General features: G+C 65.9%; 21 protein-coding genes. 18 read left to right on the top strand and 3 right to left on the bottom strand.

Translation table 11 applies throughout. From position 1 onward, the window contains the following. Positions 1 to 6: 6 nt before the first annotated feature. From purN to KF759_RS11335, 4 genes are all read left to right on the top strand, one after another. Complete coding sequence (gene purN, locus KF759_RS11350) at positions 7 to 684, top strand: phosphoribosylglycinamide formyltransferase (protein WP_291225570.1); 678 nt, start codon at positions 7 to 9, stop codon at positions 682 to 684. A gap of 56 nt (positions 685 to 740) precedes the next feature. Next, positions 741 to 1,460, top strand: a complete 720-nt coding sequence (locus KF759_RS11345) for a DUF3108 domain-containing protein (protein ID WP_291225569.1) — start codon at positions 741 to 743, stop codon at positions 1,458 to 1,460. A gap of 102 nt (positions 1,461 to 1,562) precedes the next feature. Further along, entirely contained in the window at positions 1,563 to 2,102 is a 540-nt protein-coding gene (locus tag KF759_RS11340) for a hypothetical protein (protein WP_291225568.1), read from the top strand. Next, entirely contained in the window at positions 2,086 to 3,174 is a 1,089-nt protein-coding gene (locus KF759_RS11335) for a hypothetical protein (protein WP_291225566.1), read from the top strand. The genes KF759_RS11340 and KF759_RS11335 overlap by 17 nt, the downstream gene beginning before the upstream one ends. 36 nt (positions 3,175 to 3,210) lie before the next feature. Here the strand turns inward: KF759_RS11335 and murA are convergent, their stop codons facing one another. Together murA and KF759_RS11325 are read right to left on the bottom strand one after the other, a co-directional pair. Continuing rightward, positions 3,211 to 4,470: a UDP-N-acetylglucosamine 1-carboxyvinyltransferase gene (gene murA / locus KF759_RS11330; protein WP_291225564.1), complete on the bottom strand. Its 1,260-nt coding sequence runs from the start codon at positions 4,468 to 4,470 to the stop codon at positions 3,211 to 3,213. 61 nt (positions 4,471 to 4,531) lie between these two features. Further along, on the bottom strand, positions 4,532 to 4,771 hold the full coding sequence (locus tag KF759_RS11325; protein ID WP_291225561.1) for a BolA/IbaG family iron-sulfur metabolism protein: 240 nt from the start codon (positions 4,769 to 4,771) through the stop codon (positions 4,532 to 4,534). Between the two features lie 190 nt (positions 4,772 to 4,961). On the opposite strand from KF759_RS11325, the gene KF759_RS11320 reads away from it, so the two are divergent. The 13 genes from KF759_RS11320 (at position 4,962) to ptsP (ending at position 16,080) form a co-directional block, all read left to right on the top strand. Then, positions 4,962 to 5,984: a KpsF/GutQ family sugar-phosphate isomerase gene (locus KF759_RS11320; protein ID WP_291225560.1), complete on the top strand. Its 1,023-nt coding sequence runs from the start codon at positions 4,962 to 4,964 to the stop codon at positions 5,982 to 5,984. A gap of 167 nt (positions 5,985 to 6,151) precedes the next feature. After that, positions 6,152 to 6,694, top strand: a complete 543-nt coding sequence (locus KF759_RS11315) for an HAD hydrolase family protein (protein ID WP_291225558.1) — start codon at positions 6,152 to 6,154, stop codon at positions 6,692 to 6,694. Positions 6,695 to 6,700: 6 nt separating this feature from the next. Beyond that, the gene (lptC, locus tag KF759_RS11310; protein ID WP_291225556.1) at positions 6,701 to 7,297 is read left to right on the top strand and encodes an LPS export ABC transporter periplasmic protein LptC; all 597 of its coding nucleotides are present in this window, start codon (positions 6,701 to 6,703) and stop codon (positions 7,295 to 7,297) included. Positions 7,298 to 7,322: 25 nt separating this feature from the next. Continuing rightward, positions 7,323 to 7,883, top strand: coding sequence for a lipopolysaccharide transport periplasmic protein LptA (gene lptA, locus KF759_RS11305; RefSeq protein ID WP_291225554.1), 561 nt, complete (start codon positions 7,323 to 7,325; stop codon positions 7,881 to 7,883). Further along, entirely contained in the window at positions 7,883 to 8,602 is a 720-nt protein-coding gene (gene lptB / locus KF759_RS11300) for an LPS export ABC transporter ATP-binding protein (protein ID WP_291225552.1), read from the top strand. Before lptA ends, lptB begins: the two co-directional genes overlap by 1 nt. A gap of 249 nt (positions 8,603 to 8,851) precedes the next feature. After that, positions 8,852 to 10,285 carry an RNA polymerase factor sigma-54 gene (locus KF759_RS11295; protein ID WP_291225550.1) on the top strand — a complete coding sequence of 478 codons (1,434 nt, stop codon included), beginning with the start codon at positions 8,852 to 8,854 and terminating at the stop codon, positions 10,283 to 10,285. Between the two features lie 156 nt (positions 10,286 to 10,441). After that, positions 10,442 to 10,762 carry a ribosome-associated translation inhibitor RaiA gene (gene raiA / locus KF759_RS11290; protein WP_291225548.1) on the top strand — a complete coding sequence of 107 codons (321 nt, stop codon included), beginning with the start codon at positions 10,442 to 10,444 and terminating at the stop codon, positions 10,760 to 10,762. A 326-nt stretch (positions 10,763 to 11,088) separates the two neighbouring features. After that, positions 11,089 to 11,541 (top strand): PTS sugar transporter subunit IIA, encoded by a 453-nt coding sequence (locus KF759_RS11285; RefSeq protein ID WP_291225546.1) that lies wholly within the window; start codon positions 11,089 to 11,091, stop codon positions 11,539 to 11,541. An 83-nt stretch (positions 11,542 to 11,624) separates the two neighbouring features. After that, complete coding sequence (gene hprK / locus KF759_RS11280; RefSeq protein ID WP_291225544.1) at positions 11,625 to 12,578, top strand: HPr(Ser) kinase/phosphatase; 954 nt, start codon at positions 11,625 to 11,627, stop codon at positions 12,576 to 12,578. Next, complete coding sequence (rapZ, locus tag KF759_RS11275) at positions 12,572 to 13,444, top strand: RNase adapter RapZ (RefSeq protein ID WP_291225542.1); 873 nt, start codon at positions 12,572 to 12,574, stop codon at positions 13,442 to 13,444. Before hprK ends, rapZ begins: the two co-directional genes overlap by 7 nt. A 12-nt stretch (positions 13,445 to 13,456) precedes the next feature. After that, on the top strand, positions 13,457 to 13,849 hold the full coding sequence (locus KF759_RS11270) for a PTS fructose IIA subunit family protein (protein WP_291225540.1): 393 nt from the start codon (positions 13,457 to 13,459) through the stop codon (positions 13,847 to 13,849). Between the two features lie 35 nt (positions 13,850 to 13,884). Next, entirely contained in the window at positions 13,885 to 14,154 is a 270-nt protein-coding gene (locus tag KF759_RS11265) for an HPr family phosphocarrier protein (RefSeq protein WP_291225538.1), read from the top strand. A gap of 195 nt (positions 14,155 to 14,349) precedes the next feature. Then, the gene (gene ptsP / locus KF759_RS11260; protein WP_291225536.1) at positions 14,350 to 16,080 is read left to right on the top strand and encodes a phosphoenolpyruvate--protein phosphotransferase; all 1,731 of its coding nucleotides are present in this window, start codon (positions 14,350 to 14,352) and stop codon (positions 16,078 to 16,080) included. A 52-nt stretch (positions 16,081 to 16,132) separates the two neighbouring features. On the opposite strand, the gene KF759_RS11255 is transcribed toward ptsP, so the two are convergent. Then, the gene (locus tag KF759_RS11255; RefSeq protein ID WP_291225534.1) at positions 16,133 to 16,930 is read right to left on the bottom strand and encodes a methyltransferase domain-containing protein; all 798 of its coding nucleotides are present in this window, start codon (positions 16,928 to 16,930) and stop codon (positions 16,133 to 16,135) included. Positions 16,931 to 17,351: 421 nt separating this feature from the next. On the opposite strand from KF759_RS11255, the gene KF759_RS11250 reads away from it, so the two are divergent. Beyond that, positions 17,352 to 18,123: hypothetical protein (locus tag KF759_RS11250; RefSeq protein WP_291225532.1), on the top strand; the 772-nt coding region annotated here is incomplete at its 3' end.

Genomic DNA, 18,123 nt, shown 5'->3' with positions numbered 1-18,123 from the left:
AGCAGCATGCACGACAGGCCCGCAGGTCCGCTGCGTGTGGCAGTGTTCGCCTCGGGCCGCGGATCGAACCTGCAGGCCTTGCTCGATGCCGCACGCTCCGGTCGCCTGCCGATCGAGATCGTGCTGGTCGCCAGCGACAAGGCCCATGCGCCCGCCCTGCGCCGCGCCGAGCACGCCGGCATCACCACGCTCGCGCTCGACCCACACAGCTACGCGCAGCGCGCCGACTTCGATGCCGAACTGTTCGCGCGGGTCGCCGCAGCCGCGCCCGATCTGATCGTGCTCGCCGGCTACCTGCGCATCATCGATCCGGACGCGCTGGCCCCCTGGCAGGGGCGCATCATCAACATCCACCCTTCGTTGCTGCCGAAATTTCCGGGCCTGCACACGCATCAGCGTGCGCTTGCCGCCGGCGAGCGTGAACATGGCGCCAGCGTGCATTTCGTCAGCGCGCAGCTCGACGGTGGTCCGCTGATCGCCCAGACCGCCATCGTGATCGACGCGGCCGACAATGCGCAGACGCTGGCGCAGCGCCTGCTGCCGCAGGAGCATCGACTGCTGATTGCCTGCGTCGACCTCATCGCGCGCGACCGACTCGTGCTCGACGGTGAACACGTCGTGCTCGACGGCCAGCCGCTGCGCGCGCCCTTGCGGCTGGGCGCAACCGGCGCGACGCTGGACTGACGCGGCACTCAGACATGCACGCCCACACTGCCCCTTTCCGCAATCGGAGCCCGTCGATGCGTCATCTGCTTGCGGGCTTGCTGTTCGTGTTCGCGCCGGCGGGCGCACAGGAAGCACCGGCTGCGGCGCAGTTCAAGCCATTTCGCGCGCAGTACGCCACGCTGCGCAATGGCAGCGACATCGGCCGCACCACGCTGGAGCTGCGCGACAACGGTGATGGCAGTTGGACCTTGCAAAGCGAAACGCGCGGCACCTCGGGCCTGGCCCGGCTTGCGGGCGTCCATGTGGTCGAGACGTCGCGTTTCCGCTGGCAGGGCGGGCACCCCGAAGCGCTCGACTACGACTACCGCCAGGAAAGCGCTTTCCGCGACCGCACGCGTCATGCCAGCTTCGACTGGGCCAAGGGCAGCGTCGAGGTTCGCCAGGGCGAGCAGACCTTCCATTACGCGATCGTGCCCGGAATCATCGACCGCCAGAGCGTCACCCTCGCGCTCGCCAGCGACCTCATGCACGGCGCGACGACTTTCCAATACGCGGTCGCGGTCAAGAGCGAAGTCGAAACCATGCGCTACCAGCGCGGCCCGGTCGAGGCGGTCGAGGTGCCAGCCGGCCGCTACCAGGCCCAACTCATGCGCCGCGAAGGGGAACCCGGCGCCGACCGCAAGCGCGTCTCGCGCAGCTGGTTCGCGGCCTCGCTGGACTGGCTGCCAGTACGCATTGAACAGAGCGAGAAGAACGGCGACACCATCACGCTGCAACTGATCGAAATGCGCTGAGGCCGGTTGCGCAGCGAGGCGATGTTCGCTTGGGTCGGTCTTGGGTGTTTCAGACTCGAACCGGCGCACAATGCGCCCGAGTCACCGCTGCGGAGCATCGCCATGTCACGCATCGCATTCGCCCTCGCCTGCCTCCTGGCCGCGCACGGCGTGCAGGCTCAGGACAAGGATTTCCAGTGGCCCGACCTCACCGATTTCCTGACCCGGCTGATCCATGAGCTTGGCCCGCCGATCAAGGTCTACAAGCTCGAGATCGATCGTGACGGCAAGGTCGACCTGTGGATCCAGAACCAGGATCGACGCGACCTCATCGACAGTTGGGAATACGACCACGGCCGGATCGAAGGTCCGATCCCGATCAAGTTCAAGGAATATCCCTCGCTGGCCGCACTCGACCACCACGTGATCGAGCTGACCACGATCGACTTTCCGCGCCTGCCGTCGATGCTGGCCAGCGCCCGCGCCAAACTGGCCCTGCCCGATGCGCGCGTGACCTACATCGAACTCGAACGCGGTGATTCCAGCGGATTCATCGCGCTGACCGATTCGCCGATCTGGACCTTCCATCTCGAAACGGCGCGCCATGACGGCCGCGTCGAATTCGACCTGCACGGGAGGATGCTCGATGCCGACAAGGACTGAAACAAGCCTCACCCTCGCCGCCGCCCTCGCGCTGGCCAATTCCACGGTGCTGGCCGCCGAAGCCGTTGCACCCGCGCATCCCCTCGACCAGCCGGCGGCGCTGATGGCCGCCTTCGCGGCCCGCATCGGCCATCGGGCCGATGTGCTCGAGTTCCGCCTCGGCGAGCATTACGCCCGCATGCTGGTACAGACCGGCGAGGACTTCGACGAATACGAAGCCATTCCCGGCCAGGTGATGGCGCAGGGAACACCCAGGAAGGCGGGCAGCGTGGAGTGCCGCAAGAAACTGCCGTTCGACGCGGTCGATGCCGCCCTTGGTGTACGCCTGCTCGCGCAGGCGCGCACGATAGCTGCCGCCAACGGCTACCAGGAACCGCCCAACCTCGAATTGGGCGCCGGCATGATGTGCGAGGAACTGGGTTGGCGCGTGGTGCTGCACAGCGAGCGCAACAGCGAAGTATTCCTGCACCTCACCTGGAGCACGGACGGCACCAAGGCGAAGGCGCGCGAATTCCGTGACGATAGCTGGCACAAGGTCGATCCCGCCAAGCTGCTCGCCGGCGCCGCCCAGGTCGTACCCGCCGCACCGCCCAAGGGGCTCCCGCACGTCGAAGGCGATGGTCGCAAGCGCGACTTCCTGCGCTCGATCGATGCCGATCTGAAGCGCCTGGCTGCAAGCACCCGCGCGCCACTCGCACTGCGCCGCATCAGCGTCGATGCGACCCAGCTGTCAGTTGACCTGTACCGCGCCGACGACCGCCGCACAGTATCGACGTGGCTCGTCGATGCCGACGGTCGGATGCAACTGTGGCGCGAGGACAAGACCATGGCGCTCGATTGCAACAAACCGTTCGCCACGGGCGATTTCCCGCTCGCGCAACTGCCGGCGATGATTGCCGACGCGCCGGGTCTGGTCGCCGCCATGCCCGGGGCCGTGGTCAAGGATGTCGCCGTCTACCGCAGTGGTTTCTGCGGCAAACCGCACGTCTACATCCGGATCGAGGACGAACGCGGCTATGGCAATGTCGAGTTCGACCAGGCTGGACGCCTGCTCCGCGCTGACATCCAGTGAGCCGCCAATGCGGCGCGTCCCCCTGCCCGACCTGGTTCAGCTGGGCAAGCGGCGGATGTGGGCGCCAAGGCCGCCGAGCTTTTCCTCGATGTTCTCGTAGCCGCGATCGATGTGGTAAATGCGGTCGATCTGGGTGTCGCCCTGCGCGACCAGTCCGGCCAGCACCAGCGAGGCGGAAGCGCGCAGATCGGTCGCCATCATCGGCGCACCCGACATCTTCGCCACGCCCTTGATGATCGCGCTGTTGCCTTCGAGCCGGATGTCGGCGCCCAGCCGCTGCAACTCGAGCGCATGCATGAAGCGATTCTCGAACACCGTCTCGGTGATCACGCCGACGCCTTCGGCCACGCAATTGAGCGCGGTGAACTGTGCCTGCATGTCGGTCGGGAACGCCGGGTACGGCGCGGTGGTGAGATTGACCGCCTTCGGCCGCCGCCCACCCATGTCGAGTTCGATCCAGTCCTCGCCGGTATTGATCTGCGCACCGGCTTCCTCGAGCTTGGCCAGCACCGCGTCGAGCGTGCGCGGCCGCGCATGCTTGGCCAGCACCTTGCCGCCGGTGATCGCTCCGGCGACGAGGAAGGTGCCGGTCTCGATGCGGTCGGGCAGCACGTCGTAGCTCGTGCCCGACAGACGCTCGACGCCTTCGATCACCAGAGTCGCGGTGCCGGCGCCCTCGATCTTCGCGCCCATCGCATTGAGGCAATGGGCGAGATCGACGACTTCGGGTTCCTGCGCCGCGTTCTCGATGATCGTCGTGCCCTTGGCCAGCGCGGCCGCCATCATGAGGTTCTCGGTGCCGGTCACGGTGACCATATCCATGTAGATGCGGGCGCCCTTGAGGCGCTTGGCGTGCGCCTTGATGTAGCCGTTCTCGACACTGACATCGGCGCCCAGCGCCTGCAGACCCTTGAGGTGCAGATCGACCGGCCGCGAACCGATCGCGCAGCCACCCGGCAGCGACACCACCGCCTCGCCGAAGCGCGCCACCAAGGGCCCGAGCACGAGGATCGAGGCGCGCATCGTCTTGACCAGGTCGTAGGGCGCGAAGAATTTGTGCGTCGGGCGCGGATCGACATGGATCTTCATGCGCTCATCGATGACCAGATCCACGCCCATCTGGCCGAGCAGTTCCATCGTGGTGGTGACATCGTGCAGATGCGGCACGTTGCCGATGGTGACCGGGCCATCGGCAAGCAGGGTTGCGGCGAGGATCGGCAGCACCGCGTTCTTGGCACCGGAGATCGTCACCTCGCCGTTGAGCGGAGTGCCGCCATTGATCAGGATTTTTGCCATGGATCGAAACCGGAAAGTGATGAATGGAAAATCGCGCTGCGATCGCTGACCGCGCCGCGGATCAGTTGCCCCTGCCCGCTTCCTCGGGCGTGAGCGCGCGTACCGACAGGGCATGGATCGCGCCGCCCATGAGCTCGCCGAGCGTGGCGTAGACCATGCGGTGGCGCGCCAGCGGCAACTTGCCGACAAACTGCTCGCTGACCACGCGCGCCTGGAAATGCACGCCGTCGTCGCCGAGGACTTCAACCTGCGCGCCGGGCAGGCCCTGCGCGATGAGATGCTGGATGGTGGAGGTGTCCATAGTCTGTTCCGAAGAAGGCAAATCCGCGGCGCAGGCGCGACGAAAGCGCCTTGCGGGCCGTCCTGCAACGGCTTGGCGCGACGGGTGGCCGGGGAAAAAGTACAATCGAGGAGCGCAAATGGTACCCAAATTCCGCTGGCGCAGAGTAATGGACCCTTTCCTGCCCACCGTCCGCCCCTGCCTTTCCGAGATGAACGCCCAGACCTTGCCGGCTCCCCGAGCCATCAGCCACCCGCTGCTTGACGCCGCCGCGCTCACGCGCAGCGCGCAGACCGCAATCGCCACCGAGGCTGCTGCGATTCAGGCCTTGCACGAACGCATCGACAGCAACTTCCTGCGTGCCTGCCAGCGCATGTTCGAATGCGCCGGGCGCGTGGTCGTCTCTGGCATGGGCAAGTCGGGCCATGTCGCCCGCAAGATCGCGGCAACGCTCGCTTCGACCGGGACCCCGGCCTTTTTCGTGCACCCGGGCGAGGCCAGCCACGGCGACCTCGGCATGATCACGCAGAAGGACGTGGTGCTGGCGCTGTCGTATTCGGGCGAGACCGACGAGCTGCTCATGATCGTGCCGCCGATCAAGCGTCAGGGCACCGCCTTGATCGCCATGACCGGGCATCCCGACTCCTCGCTGGCGCGTCTGGCCGATATCCATCTCGACGTCAGCGTGAGCGCAGAAGCCTGCCCGCTCGGTCTCGCACCGACCTCGAGCACGACCGCTGCGTTGGTGATGGGCGATGCGCTCGCGGTCGCCCTGCTCGAGGCGCGCGGCTTCACCAACGAGGATTTCGCGCGCTCGCATCCGGCCGGCAGCCTGGGCCGCCAGTTGCTGCTCAAGATCAGCGACGTGATGCACACCGGCACGCAGATTCCCAGCGTTTCGATCGACTCGTCAATGAGCGAGGCGCTCATGGAAATGACGCGCAAGGGGCTGGGCATGACCGCGATCGTCGATGCCCAGGGCCGTCTCGCTGGCGTGTTCACCGATGGCGACCTGCGCCGCGCCGTCGATGACGGTGACATCGACCTGCGCAGCACACCGGTCACGCAGCTGATGACCGCCCATCCCAAGACGATCGGCGCCGACCGGCTCGCGGTCGAGGCCGCGCAACTGATGGAAGCGCACAAGATCCACGGCCTGCTGGTCGTCGATGCCGGGCAGCGCGTCGTCGGCGCGCTCAACATCCATGACCTGCTGCGCGCGCGGGTGGTCTGACCGGAACCGCAAGAAAAATCACGAATCAATCCCTCCCCCAGCGGAAGAGGGAAAGGGGTGAGGATGCTTTCGATCCCACATCCTGCGCTTCGCGCCACCTTCTCCCGATGGGAGGAGGCGAAACGCAACCGAAGTCCAACACCGATCATTTTCAGCGACCCATCGCCATGCTTCCAGACGACCTCCCCGCCGACATCAAGGATCGCGCCGCGCGCGTGAAGCTCGCCGTGTTCGATGTCGATGGCGTGCTCACCGACGGCAAACTCGTGTATGCCGCCGATGGCCACGAGAGCAAAGCCTTTCATGTCCACGACGGACTCGGCTTCCGCCGCCTGCTCGCCAATGGCATCGAGGTCGCGGTGATCACCGCGCGCATGAGCCGGATCGTCACCGAACGCATGGCCGAGCTCGGCGTTGCCCATGTCTATCAGGACCAGAAAGACAAGCGCGCCTGTCTGGCGCAATTGCTGCAGGCACTGCGGCTGGTTCCCGAACAAGCGGCCTACACCGGCGACGACCTGCCCGACCTCGCGCCGATGCGCGAGGTGGGCCTGGCCATCGCGGTAGCCAACGCCCACCCCTGGGTGCGCGAGCGCGCCCATTGGCGCACGCGCCATGCCGGAGGCGACGGCGCCGCACGCGAGGTCTGCGACCTGCTGCTCGCCGCGCAGGGCAAGGTCGCCTCCGAACTCGCCACTTTCCTGCGCTGAGTCGCCATGCGCCTCGATCGACGCTACTGGCTCAGCGTGACCGTGCTGGCCCTGCTTGCGCTGGGCACCCAATGGCTGGTCTGGCTCAACCGCGACCGCAGCAACGCACAGACTTTCGCCGGACCGCCGCGCTCGGACTACACCCTGACCGATTTCACGCTGGATGCGCTCGATGCCCACGGCAAGCGCAACTTCCAGGTCAGCGGGCCGGCATTGGCGCGACGCGGCGATGGCGACGGCTCGATCTTCGTCACGCACCCGGAGTACGCGTTCATCGACGGCAGCGACAGGCTCTGGCAAGGCAAATCCGAAACAGCCTGGGTCGACAAGAGCGGCGAAATCATGAAACTGCTGGGCGAGGTCGAGCTGCATCAGGCCGGCGCGACCAATGGCGGTGGACCGACCGAGATCACCGCCAGCGAGCTCACCGCCTGGCCGCGCGAGCGCAAGATTGCCGCCGATACTCCGGTCACGATCCGTCGACCCGGCTCTATACTCAGCGGAACCGGAATGCGTGGCGATCTCAATGACAAGACCCTCGAATTGCTTGCCGATGTCCACTTCGTCCTGCAACCAAAATCGGCGCGGGCCAAGCCTGATTGAGTGGGCGCTGCCGGCCCTGGCCGCAATGCTCATCGCCGGTAGCGCTCTGGCGCGCAGTGACGACCGCGACCAGCCGATGGATATCCGCGCCGACCATTCGCGCATGACCCAAGGCTCGGGCAAGGAAGGCGGCGTCACCGTGCTGACCGGCAACGTCAAGGTCACCCGCGGCAGCATGAAGGCGAGCGCGGCGCAGGCCACCCTCTACCAGCATCCCGACAAGGCCAAGGATGCCAAGGGCAATGACGTTTCCAACCAGGTGCAGCGCGTGGTGCTCACCGGCAAGCCGGCGCGGCTGCAGGAAATCAGCGATGACGGCGACAAGGTCGACAGCAGCGCCGAGCGCATCGAATACAACGCCGACACCAGCGTTGCCGTGCTCGACGGCAATGTCAGCGTGATCCGCGAGGGCCGCAGCGAGTTTCGCGGCCAGCACATGGTCTACAACACCCAGACCGGGGCAATGGAAAGCGGCAACACCGATGGCAGCGCACCGGTGCACATCGTGATCCAGCCCAAGGCAAAGCCTGCGGCGAAACCGGCCGCAGCACCCGCAAAATCCGCTGCGGACGGCGGCGCAGGCTGATGCTCAAGGCCGATGGTCTGCGCAAGAGTTTCCGTGGCCGTGCGGTGGTGCGCGATTTCTCGTTCGCGCTCGGCGAAGGCGAAATCGTCGGCCTGCTCGGACCCAATGGCGCAGGCAAGACCACCTCGTTCTACATGGTGGTCGGACTGATCGGCACCGATGCCGGCTCGATCCACATCGACGACCTCGACATAACCACCCTGCCGATGCACGCGCGTGCACGGCTGGGCGTGGGTTATCTGCCGCAGGAGCCCTCGGTATTCCGACGCCTGAGCGTGTCCGACAACATCCTCGCGATTCTCGAACTGCGTGCCGACCTCGATGCGCGTGGCCGCGCGCGCGAGCTGGAGATGTTGCTCGATGACCTGCAGATCGGCCACATCGCCACGCAAAAGGGCGTGAGCCTTTCGGGCGGCGAGCGCCGGCGTGTCGAAATCGCCCGCGCGCTGGCGGCGCGGCCGCGCTACATGCTGCTCGACGAACCGTTCGCGGGAATCGACCCGATCTCGGTGATCGACATCCAGCGCATCGTGCGCCAGCTCAAGTCGCGCGGCATCGGCGTGCTCATCACCGACCACAACGTGCGCGAGACCCTGGGCATCTGCGAGCGCGCCTACATCCTCAGCGAGGGCGGCGTGCTCGCCCGCGGCACGCCGGCCGACATTCTCGCCAATGATGCAGTGCGCGAAGTCTATCTGGGTCACGAATTTCGCATGTAATCAGCACTTTCCGGGTTCCTGACAAGATTTTTCAGCCTGTGCCTGTCCCCGCTTCCGGCTTTGGCGCTAGGATGACCGCAAAACGCCCCTTGGACAGCCTTTGTTGCGCCGGCCATCACCTCCAGCAGAGTGTCGGAAACGCAGTCCGTTTCGATGCGACCAATCCTTCGGGCCGCATCGCCACACGGCCTGCCCGGCGCCGCAGCTGGTTTCCGGAGTTACCCGAGAGCGATCAGGCACCTACCCGGCATGAAGCCCGCCCTCCAATTGCGTCTGGGCCAATCACTGGCACTGACGCCACAGCTGCAGCAGGCCATTCGCCTGCTGCAATTGTCGCGCTTGGAACTCGAACTCGAACTCAATGCGGCGATCGAAGCCAATCCGCTGCTGGAAAAGGATGAAGGCGCGGACGAAGACGGCAGCGATGTCGAGCCCGGCGATTCGCTCGACGCGGGCGACCACGACGATGAGGGCGCGGCCAGCGGCGAGGACACCTTCGACGACCTGCCCGATGCACCGCTCGACCTCGAACACAGCGACTACCGCAAGACCACCGGCAGCAGCGAGGACTTCGAAGCGCAGGATGCAGTGGCCGAGGACCTGCGCGACCATCTGCTCTGGCAGCTCAATCTCACCTCGATGTCGGCACGCGATCGCAGCATCGGCGTCGCCTTGATCGACGCGATCGACGACGATGGCTATCTGGTCGAGAGCGACGAGGCCCTGCTCGAAGCGCTGGCACCCTTGTCCGGAATCAGCGTGGCTGAGATCGAATCGGTGCGTCGACGCGTGCAGCAGTTCGACCCGATCGGCGTCGGCAGCCGCAGCCTGGGCGAATGCCTCGACGTGCAACTGGGTGCCTTTGCCGCCGACACCCCCGGGCTCGCGCTCGCGCGGCGCATCGTGCGCGACCATCTCGAAGCGCTTGCGCGCAAGGACCGCACGCAAATGGGTGCCGCGCTGCAAGTCACGCCCGAGGAATTCGACCTGGCGCTCGCCCTGGTGCGCTCGCTTTCGCCCAAGCCCGGCGCCGCCCATGCAGCGGTCGGCGCGGAATACGTCGCGCCCGATGCCTATGCGCGCAAGCTCAACGGCCGCTGGCAAGTCCTGCTTGCCGGCGACTGCCAGCCGCGACTGGCAATCAACGACTACTACAGCGGCTTGATCGCCAAGGCGCGCCGGGACGACGCCAACTATCTCAAGGGCCAGTTGCAGGAGGCGCGCTGGCTGATCAAGAGCCTCAAGACGCGCGCGGAAACGATCCTCAAGGTTGCGCGGTCCATCGTCAGCGCACAGGAAGCCTTCCTCGAGTTCGGCCCGGAAGGCATGCGTCCGCTCGTGCTCAAGGATGTGGCCGAGGAACTGGGCATGCACGAGTCCACGATCAGCCGCGTCACCACGCGCAAATTCCTGCATACGCCGCGCGGCACCTTCGAATTCAAATACTTCTTTTCCAGCGGCGTGACCACCAGCGACGGCGGTGCCGCCTCGGCAACCGCGGTGCAGGCGATGATCAAGAAGCTCATCGAAGAGGAACCGCTGGCCAATCCGCTGTCCGATCAGGGCCTGACCCTTGAACTCAACCGCCGCGGCATCAACGTTGCCAGACGTACCGTGGCCAAATACCGGGAGGCATTGAACATTCCGTCATCGAACGATCGCAGCCGGCTTGGCAGCCGTTGAGGCGGCCGCTCCGGCTTCGGCAAACGCCATAAGCAAAGGAGGGGAACCCGAGGCGAGAACCCGTGTCGAAACTTGTGGACCGCGATCAGCGCCACATCGCCATCGCGGCTTGTACGACTGGCAGCCGACGTGCTGCCGCCTTTGAGGAAAGCAGCCATGCAGATCAACGTGAAAGGTCATCAGGTCGAAGTCACTCCGGCGCTGCGCGATTATGCGCAAACCAAGTTCGAACGGATCACGCGCGTCTACGACCAATGGCACGATGTCTCGGTCATCCTCGGTGTCGAGAAACTCCTGCACAAGGCTGAAGTCACCTTGCAACTGTCCGGCAAGACCCTGCACGCGGTCGCCACCGCGCCCGACATGTATGCCTCGATCGATGCCCTGGTCGATCGCGTGGAAGCGCAGTTGCGCAAGCACAAGGAAAAACTCACCGATCACAACGCCAACGAGGTTCGTGCCACGCGTTACGGCTGAACGCCCCGAAGCCGCACTGATTCACCCAACCTCGGCAGACATTGCCTGCGCATGCCTGCCCCCATCAGACCGGCGCGATCGCGCCGGTCGCCATTTCGGCACGCAGCAAATCCAATCCTTGCGGCGTGCACCGCCAGCCGATGCCGCGCTGCCCGGCGCCTGTCGCGCCATGCGCGCGGCGCCCCCACTTCCTGCAGTGCGGCGGATCCGGAATTTCAGGCCGTTGCGTCCCGCTTGGCCTTCTCGCGCGAACCAAAGACTGCAGCGGTGCCACGGCCTGCTAGACTGTGGCGCTTGTCCGCTGTCTCGGCGATCCGGGTCCCGCCATGCCGTTTCTTGATCTCCTGCCCATCGATCGCGTCCGCATCGACCTTGCAGCGGGCAGCAAGGATGCCCTGATCGACCAGATCGCAAGCCTGCTGTGCAACGACGACAGCACCGTCGCACGCGATGCCTTGCGCGCGCGCGAACGCCTGGGTGGCACCGGACTCGGCCACGGCGTGGCAATTCCACATGGCCGCAGCGCCGCGGTGGAACACGCCAGCGCCGCCTTCGTGCGGCTGTCGACGCCGGTCGATTTCGGCGCCGACGATGGCGTGCCGGTGGATCTGGTGGCGGCTCTGCTGGTGCCCGCGCACTTCACTGATCAGCACCTCAAACTGCTCGCCGAGCTGGCCGAGCTGTTCTCCAATGGCGATGTCACCGCGGCTCTGCGCGGTGCCAAGGATGCCGCGACCCTGCTCGCCACCTTGCGTGGCGCGCTGCGCGCCGCCGCGTGATCGGATAATCACGCAGCGTACGCTACACTCGGACGAACACCCGCTCCGCAAATCCGGAAAATACCCATCGACCCGTTCCGAGCATGGATCGTCTGACCGCACGCCAACTGTTCGACGCCATCGGTGCCCGCTTCGGCCTGCGTTGGCTGGCCGGCATGCGTGGCGAGAATCGCGCGATCGAGATCGACACCTCGATGGAACGCCGTCCATCGATGGTCGGCTACCTGAACGTCATCTATCCCAACAAGGTGCAGATCATCGGCAGCGAGGAACTGCGTTACCTCGATGCACTGGATTCGCGCCAACGCTGGGAAACCGTGCAGAAGATCTTCTCCTCGCAGCCAACCGCGCTGCTGGTGACCAAGGATCAGGCCATTCCTTCGGATCTGCGCGAAGCGGCCGAGGAAACCCACACGCCGCTGTGGATCAGCCCCAAGCGTGGCCATGAACTGCTCACCTACCTGCAGTACCAGCTCGCGCGCATGCTGGCGCGTCAGACCACCCTGCATGGCGTGCTCATGGAGGTCTATTCGATCGGCGTGCTGATCACCGGCGAGAGCGGCACCGGCAAGAGCGAGCTCGCGCTCGAACTGCTTACCCGCGGCCACCGGCTGGTCGCCGACGATGCCCCCGAATTCACCTTGATCGCACCCGACGTGATCGACGGCACCTGCCCTGAAATGCTGCGCGACCTGCTCGAAGTGCGTGGTCTGGGCGTGCTCAACGTACGCGAGATGTTCGGCCATACCGCAGTCAAACCGTCCAAGTATCTGCGCCTGATCGTGCACCTGCAGCCGCAGAAGCTCGACGCGCCACCGAACGATCCGATGACGCGTCTCACCGGCGATGTCGGCTACCGCGAGGTGCTGGACGTGCAGGTGCCGCAGATCGTGATTCCGGTCGCGCCCGGCCGCAACATCGCGGTGCTCTGCGAAGCCGCGGTACGCAGCCACCTGCTCAAGAGCAAGGGCTTCGACCCGGCGCAAACCTTCATCGACCGACAGGCGCACCAGATGCGCCGCCTGCCGCCATGGTAGACAGTGCCGGCAGCGTCAGCGCGCCCCCGCGCCAGCTCATCATCGTCAGTGGCCTGTCCGGCTCGGGCAAGAGCGTGGCGCTGCGCACGCTCGAGGATCTGGGCTACTACTGCGTCGACAATCTGCCGGCTGCGCTGATCCCCGCCTTGGTCGAAGCCGGTACGCCCGGTCAGCTCGCGGTCGGCGTCGACGTCCGCAACCATGCCGAGCAGCGCGACAAACTGCCCAAGGTGCTGGGAGAGCTGGCCCGTCTGGGCGTAGCCTACCGTCTGGTGTTTCTGGACGCGCGCGACGACGTGTTGATCAAGCGCTACGCCGAGACGCGCCGTCGTCATCCGCTGTCCGAACAGGGCCTGAGCCTGGCCGAGGCGCTGGCCGAGGAGCGCCGCCTGCTGCGGCCACTGGTCGCGCTCGCCGACCGCGTGGTGGACACCAGCACTCTCAACGTGCATCAGTTGCGCCGGCTGGTCATCACCGAGATGGATCTGGCACCTGGCTCGGTGACCCTGCTGTGCGAGTCCTTTGCCTACCGTCATGGCGTGCCGCCCGAGGCCGATTTCATGTTCGACGCGCGCCAGCTGCCCAATCCACACTGGGAGGCTGCCTTGCGCCCCCTGTCGGGCAAGGACGCACCGGTGCGCGAATGGCTCGGCGCGCGCCCCGAGGTGGTGGCTTATGCCGATGACATCCACGGCTTCCTGCAACGCTGGCTGCGCGGATTCGATGCCAGCGGGCGCGGCTACCTGACCATCTGCATCGGCTGCACCGGCGGCCGTCACCGCTCGGTCTATCTGGCCGAATGCCTGGCCGAACGCCTGCGCGGCGAATACGGCCAAGTGCTGACCTACCATCGTGAACTGGCATGACGGGCGCGTGAAATGAGTGTTGGCGTGTTGTTGATGACCCACGAAGCCATGGGCGCCGCCTTGGTCAAGGCCGCGCGCCACGTGCTCGGCCGCCTGCCCTTGCCGGTCGATGTGCGCGAGGTTGCCGCCGACGCCGATCCCGAACAAATGCTGCGCGCTGCGGCCGCCAGCGCGCGCGAGCTCGACCGCGGCGATGGTGTATTGGTGCTGTCCGATCTTTACGGCGCCACGCCCTGCAATATCGCCCATCGCCTGCCTGGCCTCGGCGTGCGCATGCATTGCGTGTCCGGATTGAACCTGCCGATGCTGCTGCGTGTCCTCAACTACCCCGAGCAATCACTCGACGAATTGGCGCAGACCGCCGCCTGCGGCGGTCGTGGCGGCATCGTCGTCGATCATGCCTGACCCCTCCATGCCGCAGCGAAATCCATCGACACACCATGATTGAAAGGGACATCGTCATCAGCAACAAACTCGGCCTGCACGCGCGCGCCTCGGCCAAGCTCGTGCAAGCTCTGCATGGCTATCAGGCCAGCGCCTTCCTCGTCTGCCGCGGCCGCGAAGTCAACGCCAAGAGCATCATGGGCGTGATGATGCTCGCCGCCGGGCTCGGATCACCGCTGACGCTGCGCACCGACGGTCCCGACGAGGAAGCGGCGATGAACACCATGGTGGACCTGTTCGAGCGCAAGTTCGACGAGGGCCAGTAGTGAGCCAGCGGCCCGGCCTGTCCGCGAATCGGTGACCTGAACAGCAGGACGCGAGCGCGGCTATTGCACAATTGCCATCGCTTGCGCCACGCTCTCCGGCAATGGCGCCGTTGCCGGCAGGCAAGGTGATGGCTGGCCGACAAGCAGTCCGCGTGCGATTCGCCGCCGCGGCAATCCAACGAGGAATGAACAGGCGTGCGTTTCGTCCTGACCGGCAGCGGTGCATCACGCGGCATGGCCCTGGGTCGCGCACGTCTGCAGCATCCGAGCCGCTACCTCGTCGACGAGCGCCCACTGCCCGAGGACGAAGTCGACAGCGAGCTCGACCGGCTCAAGCGCGCGATCGAAATCGCCCGCGAGGAACTCGCCCTGTTGCGCGACAAGCTGCACGGCGCGATGGCGCGCGAGGTCGCCGAGTTCATCGATGCGCACAGTCTCATGCTCGCCGACCGCGAGCTCACCAGTGGCATCTTCGACCTGATCCGGCGCGGGCGCATGCGCGCCAGCGCCGCGCTCAACCTGCAGCGAGACCGCCTCGTCGCAGTGTTCGAAGCCATGGACGACCCCTACCTGCGCAGCCGCAAGGAAGACGTCGAGCACGTGATCGCACGCGTGCATGCGGGTCTGCAGCGCGAATCCAGCAGTGCGGAGCGCAAGCTTGCCGAGCGCGTCGGCGAGATCCTCGTTACCGACACCGTGGCGCCGTCCGAGCTGGTGCCGCTGGCTGAACTGGGCGTGCTCGGCGTGGTGCTCAGTTCAGGCAGTCGCGTTTCGCACGGCGCGATCCTCGCCCGCTCGCTGCACCTGCCGATGGTGGTGGCCGCGCACGAGGCCCTGAGCACGATCCATGACGGCGATCTCATCCTCATCGATGGCGAAGCCGGCGAGGTCATCGCCCACCCCAGCTCGGCCGATCTCGCCCGCTTTCGCACCTGGCAGCGCGAATCGCTGCAGCGCAGCCGCCAGCTCGCCCTGCTCGCCGAGCGCGACACGCGCACGCACGATGGCGCCGAGATCGCGCTGTACGCCAATGCCGAATCAGCCGCCGACATCGCCCTGGCCCGTGCCAGCGGCGCCGCCGGCATCGGTTTGTATCGCACCGAATTCCTGTTCCTCCAACGACGCGAACTGCCCGACGAGGAAGAGCAGTTTCTTGCCTATCGCGAGGTCGTGCTCGGCATGGGCGGGCTGCCGGTCACGATCCGCACCCTCGACCTCGGTGCCGACAAGGCCGACAGCAGCGGCCTCGCGCTCGATGATGAGGAAAACCCGGCGCTGGGCGTGCGCGGCGTGCGCCTGTCGCTGCGTCACCCCGAACTCATGCGCACGCAACTGCGCGCGATCCTGCGCGCCTCGGCTTACGGTCCCGTGCGCATCCTCGTGCCGATGATCTGCGCCGCCGAGGAGATGCATCAGATGCGCGCCCTGCTCAAGGAAAGCGCACGCGATTTGCGCAGTGCCGGTCACGAAATCGCCGAGAACGTCGAACTGGGCGCGATGATCGAGGTACCGGCCGCGGCGATCGCCCTGGCCGGGATGATCCACGAGCTCGATTTCGTCTCCATCGGCACCAACGACCTCGTGCAGTACACACTCGCGGTCGATCGCAACAACGATCATCTGGCCAATCTCTACGACCCGCTGCATCCGGCCGTGCTCTGCCTGCTTGCGCAGATCATTGCCATCGGCAAGCGTGCCGGCAAGCGTGTGAGCCTGTGCGGCGAAATGGCCGGCGATCGCAAGCACACCGCGCTTCTGCTCGCGCTCGGCCTGACCGATTTCAGCATGCATCCGGGCGTGTTGCTCGAGGTGCGCGAAATGATCGCCCGTCTCGACCTGGCGAAGTTGCGCAAGCACTCGGCCGCGCTCTTGCGCGCCCCCACCCGCGAACGGATCGACCGCGTGCTCGCGCGGATGGGGGCATGACGGCTGCTTGTGGCGACTGCCCGGACTTCGATGGGCCGCGTGCGCCAACGGCCTACCAGTGCGGCTCCACGCGTATCCCGCCAGACTTGCCCTCCACGCAGATCTCCACGTGCAGGCAAGGCCGTAGCAAAGCGAATGTGTTTTCCAGCAAGCGCGTCACAGGTGTTGGCGCAGTACCGACGTAGCCGGGGTTGTACTCGTGCACGCACTTGGCCTTGATGCAATTGAAGTCGGCCGACAACAGCGTGAAATACTTGATGACCTCACGCAGCGAATACTCCTTCCAGTGATGCCCATGGGTGTGCAGGCCAAGTATCTCGTGGACCTCGATACCCCCACCGAGTCGGGCGAGGAACCGACGCGCCGTCCATAGCCGCCCTCTCGCAGCATAGTAGTTCGGCGTCGTCACCACGATGCGCCCGCCCGGCTTCGTCACGCGGTAGATCTCGCGCCACATCTGTACCGGGTTGAACGTGATGTGTTCGAGGATCTCGGCAAACAGGACCAGGTCGAATGAATCATCGGGAACCGTCGACAGCGATGGGATACGCTCCAGGTCACTGTTGCACAGCAGCGTGATGCCGAGCTTGTGCGCGGCAGCCTCCACCTGCGGCAGCGTGAGCGTGAGCGGCAAATCCAGCGCGTGGACCTTGTGCCCATCGACCGCGTACAGCGCGGCCTGATGCAGCCAGTGCGCACCGACGTCGAGGATCTTCGCCTCCACCGGCAGTGGCCGACTCGATTCCAGCTCGCGCTTGGTCTGGCAATAGCGCCGCCAGTGATGACGAAGATAGGCCAGGTCAGTCCCGCCGGCCTGCGTGAACAGCGACTCCAGTTCATCCAGTTGCATCCGCAATCCTTTCCATCAGGTTGAATGATGCGCCTTGTATACGAAGGCGGGGCAGCAGGATGCCGGAAATGCACTTCACCGGCCATGGCAGCGCAGATGGCGGCAGCGCGGCCATGCCACGCATGGCGCCGCCGACCCCATCGATCCACTGACATCCCACGAGATACACCGGGTACGGGCGCGCAACTGTCCATGGCTGGCACGATGCCGGTGCCGGCGCCATGTCCATCGCGTCCTGCCTGCTGCGCAGCACCCGCCTCGGCTGAGCCGCATGGCACGTTTGCCCGATCCACCGTGCGCCTGTTCACGCTACGGCCAGCGACCCGATCACGTTTGCTGTCGTTTTCCGGCGCACAATTGCGTATTGGTGTTCAAAGATGGGCAAGATGCAGCGCCCTCCAAGCTGCCGGGGAGTTCGATCATGAAAACCAGACTGTTTGCCTGTGCGCTCGCCGCATGCCTCTTGCCCGCCGGCCTGGCTCTCGCCGGTGGTGGCGTTTGGACCAGCGAGGGGCCTTATGGCGGGCGCATCAATCGCCTGCTGGTCGATCCGACCATGCCAAGCATCCTGTACGCCTCGGCCAACGGCGGAATCTTCCGCAGCAATGATGGTGGCGTGAGCTGGACGCGCAAGGAAGCCGGCCTGGCCGGCTCGGCCGCGTTCAATTTCGACACCTTGGCCCTCGATGCCGGCGCCCCGTCGACGCTGTGGACTTTCGACAGCTTCGGACGCCTCAATCGCAGCACGGATCGCGCCGACAACTGGACGCAGACCGGATACACCATGCCCGCCAATGATCGGGTGACGGACGTTGTCGATCCCCCCGGTGCTGGCGGCATGCTCTACCTTGCAACCGCGGCCCATGGCGTGCTGGCCAGCGCCAACAGCGGCGTGAGCTTCATTGCAAGCAGCACCGGCTTGCCGAACGGCGTGCCGATCAACAAGCTCGCGTTCGACCCAGCGAATCCGCTGCGCATGGCGGCCGGCGTTTCCTATCCCTACGGCGCCGGTGACCCGCTGCATCCAGCCTCGATCTACCTGAGCACCGATGGCGGCGCGACCTGGAGCGATGCGCTCACGTTCGGCGGAACGACGCCGTATTACGCCAACGTCAGCGACATCAGCTTTGGCCCGAGCGGCGTGGTGTATGCCGCCGTTGACGGCATGCTTTACCGCAGCGACGACGGCGGCG

Source organism: Dokdonella sp. (assembly GCF_019634815.1).
Taxonomy (GTDB): Bacteria; Pseudomonadota; Gammaproteobacteria; order Xanthomonadales; family Rhodanobacteraceae; genus Dokdonella_A.
Note: the sequence above shows the minus strand (reverse complement) of the source record. Positions and strands in the feature narration are given on the sequence as shown.

What these genes read in the sequence shown, in the direction of transcription:
- purN (WP_291225570.1), top strand. Translation starts at nt 7, where the DNA reads ATGCACGACAGGCCCGCAGGTCCGCTGCGTGTGGCAGTGTTCGCCTCG.
- KF759_RS11345 (WP_291225569.1), top strand. Translation starts at nt 741, where the DNA reads ATGCGTCATCTGCTTGCGGGCTTGCTGTTCGTGTTCGCGCCGGCGGGC.
- KF759_RS11340 (WP_291225568.1), top strand. Translation starts at nt 1,563, where the DNA reads ATGTCACGCATCGCATTCGCCCTCGCCTGCCTCCTGGCCGCGCACGGC.
- KF759_RS11335 (WP_291225566.1), top strand. Translation starts at nt 2,086, where the DNA reads ATGCCGACAAGGACTGAAACAAGCCTCACCCTCGCCGCCGCCCTCGCG.
- murA (WP_291225564.1), bottom strand. Translation starts at nt 4,470, where the DNA reads ATGGCAAAAATCCTGATCAATGGCGGCACTCCGCTCAACGGCGAGGTG.
- KF759_RS11325 (WP_291225561.1), bottom strand. Translation starts at nt 4,771, where the DNA reads ATGGACACCTCCACCATCCAGCATCTCATCGCGCAGGGCCTGCCCGGC.
- KF759_RS11320 (WP_291225560.1), top strand. Translation starts at nt 4,962, where the DNA reads ATGAACGCCCAGACCTTGCCGGCTCCCCGAGCCATCAGCCACCCGCTG.
- KF759_RS11315 (WP_291225558.1), top strand. Translation starts at nt 6,152, where the DNA reads ATGCTTCCAGACGACCTCCCCGCCGACATCAAGGATCGCGCCGCGCGC.
- lptC (WP_291225556.1), top strand. Translation starts at nt 6,701, where the DNA reads ATGCGCCTCGATCGACGCTACTGGCTCAGCGTGACCGTGCTGGCCCTG.
- lptA (WP_291225554.1), top strand. Translation starts at nt 7,323, where the DNA reads ATGCTCATCGCCGGTAGCGCTCTGGCGCGCAGTGACGACCGCGACCAG.
- lptB (WP_291225552.1), top strand. Translation starts at nt 7,883, where the DNA reads ATGCTCAAGGCCGATGGTCTGCGCAAGAGTTTCCGTGGCCGTGCGGTG.
- KF759_RS11295 (WP_291225550.1), top strand. Translation starts at nt 8,852, where the DNA reads ATGAAGCCCGCCCTCCAATTGCGTCTGGGCCAATCACTGGCACTGACG.
- raiA (WP_291225548.1), top strand. Translation starts at nt 10,442, where the DNA reads ATGCAGATCAACGTGAAAGGTCATCAGGTCGAAGTCACTCCGGCGCTG.
- KF759_RS11285 (WP_291225546.1), top strand. Translation starts at nt 11,089, where the DNA reads ATGCCGTTTCTTGATCTCCTGCCCATCGATCGCGTCCGCATCGACCTT.
- hprK (WP_291225544.1), top strand. Translation starts at nt 11,625, where the DNA reads ATGGATCGTCTGACCGCACGCCAACTGTTCGACGCCATCGGTGCCCGC.
- rapZ (WP_291225542.1), top strand. Translation starts at nt 12,572, where the DNA reads ATGGTAGACAGTGCCGGCAGCGTCAGCGCGCCCCCGCGCCAGCTCATC.
- KF759_RS11270 (WP_291225540.1), top strand. Translation starts at nt 13,457, where the DNA reads ATGAGTGTTGGCGTGTTGTTGATGACCCACGAAGCCATGGGCGCCGCC.
- KF759_RS11265 (WP_291225538.1), top strand. Translation starts at nt 13,885, where the DNA reads ATGATTGAAAGGGACATCGTCATCAGCAACAAACTCGGCCTGCACGCG.
- KF759_RS11255 (WP_291225534.1), bottom strand. Translation starts at nt 16,930, where the DNA reads ATGCAACTGGATGAACTGGAGTCGCTGTTCACGCAGGCCGGCGGGACT.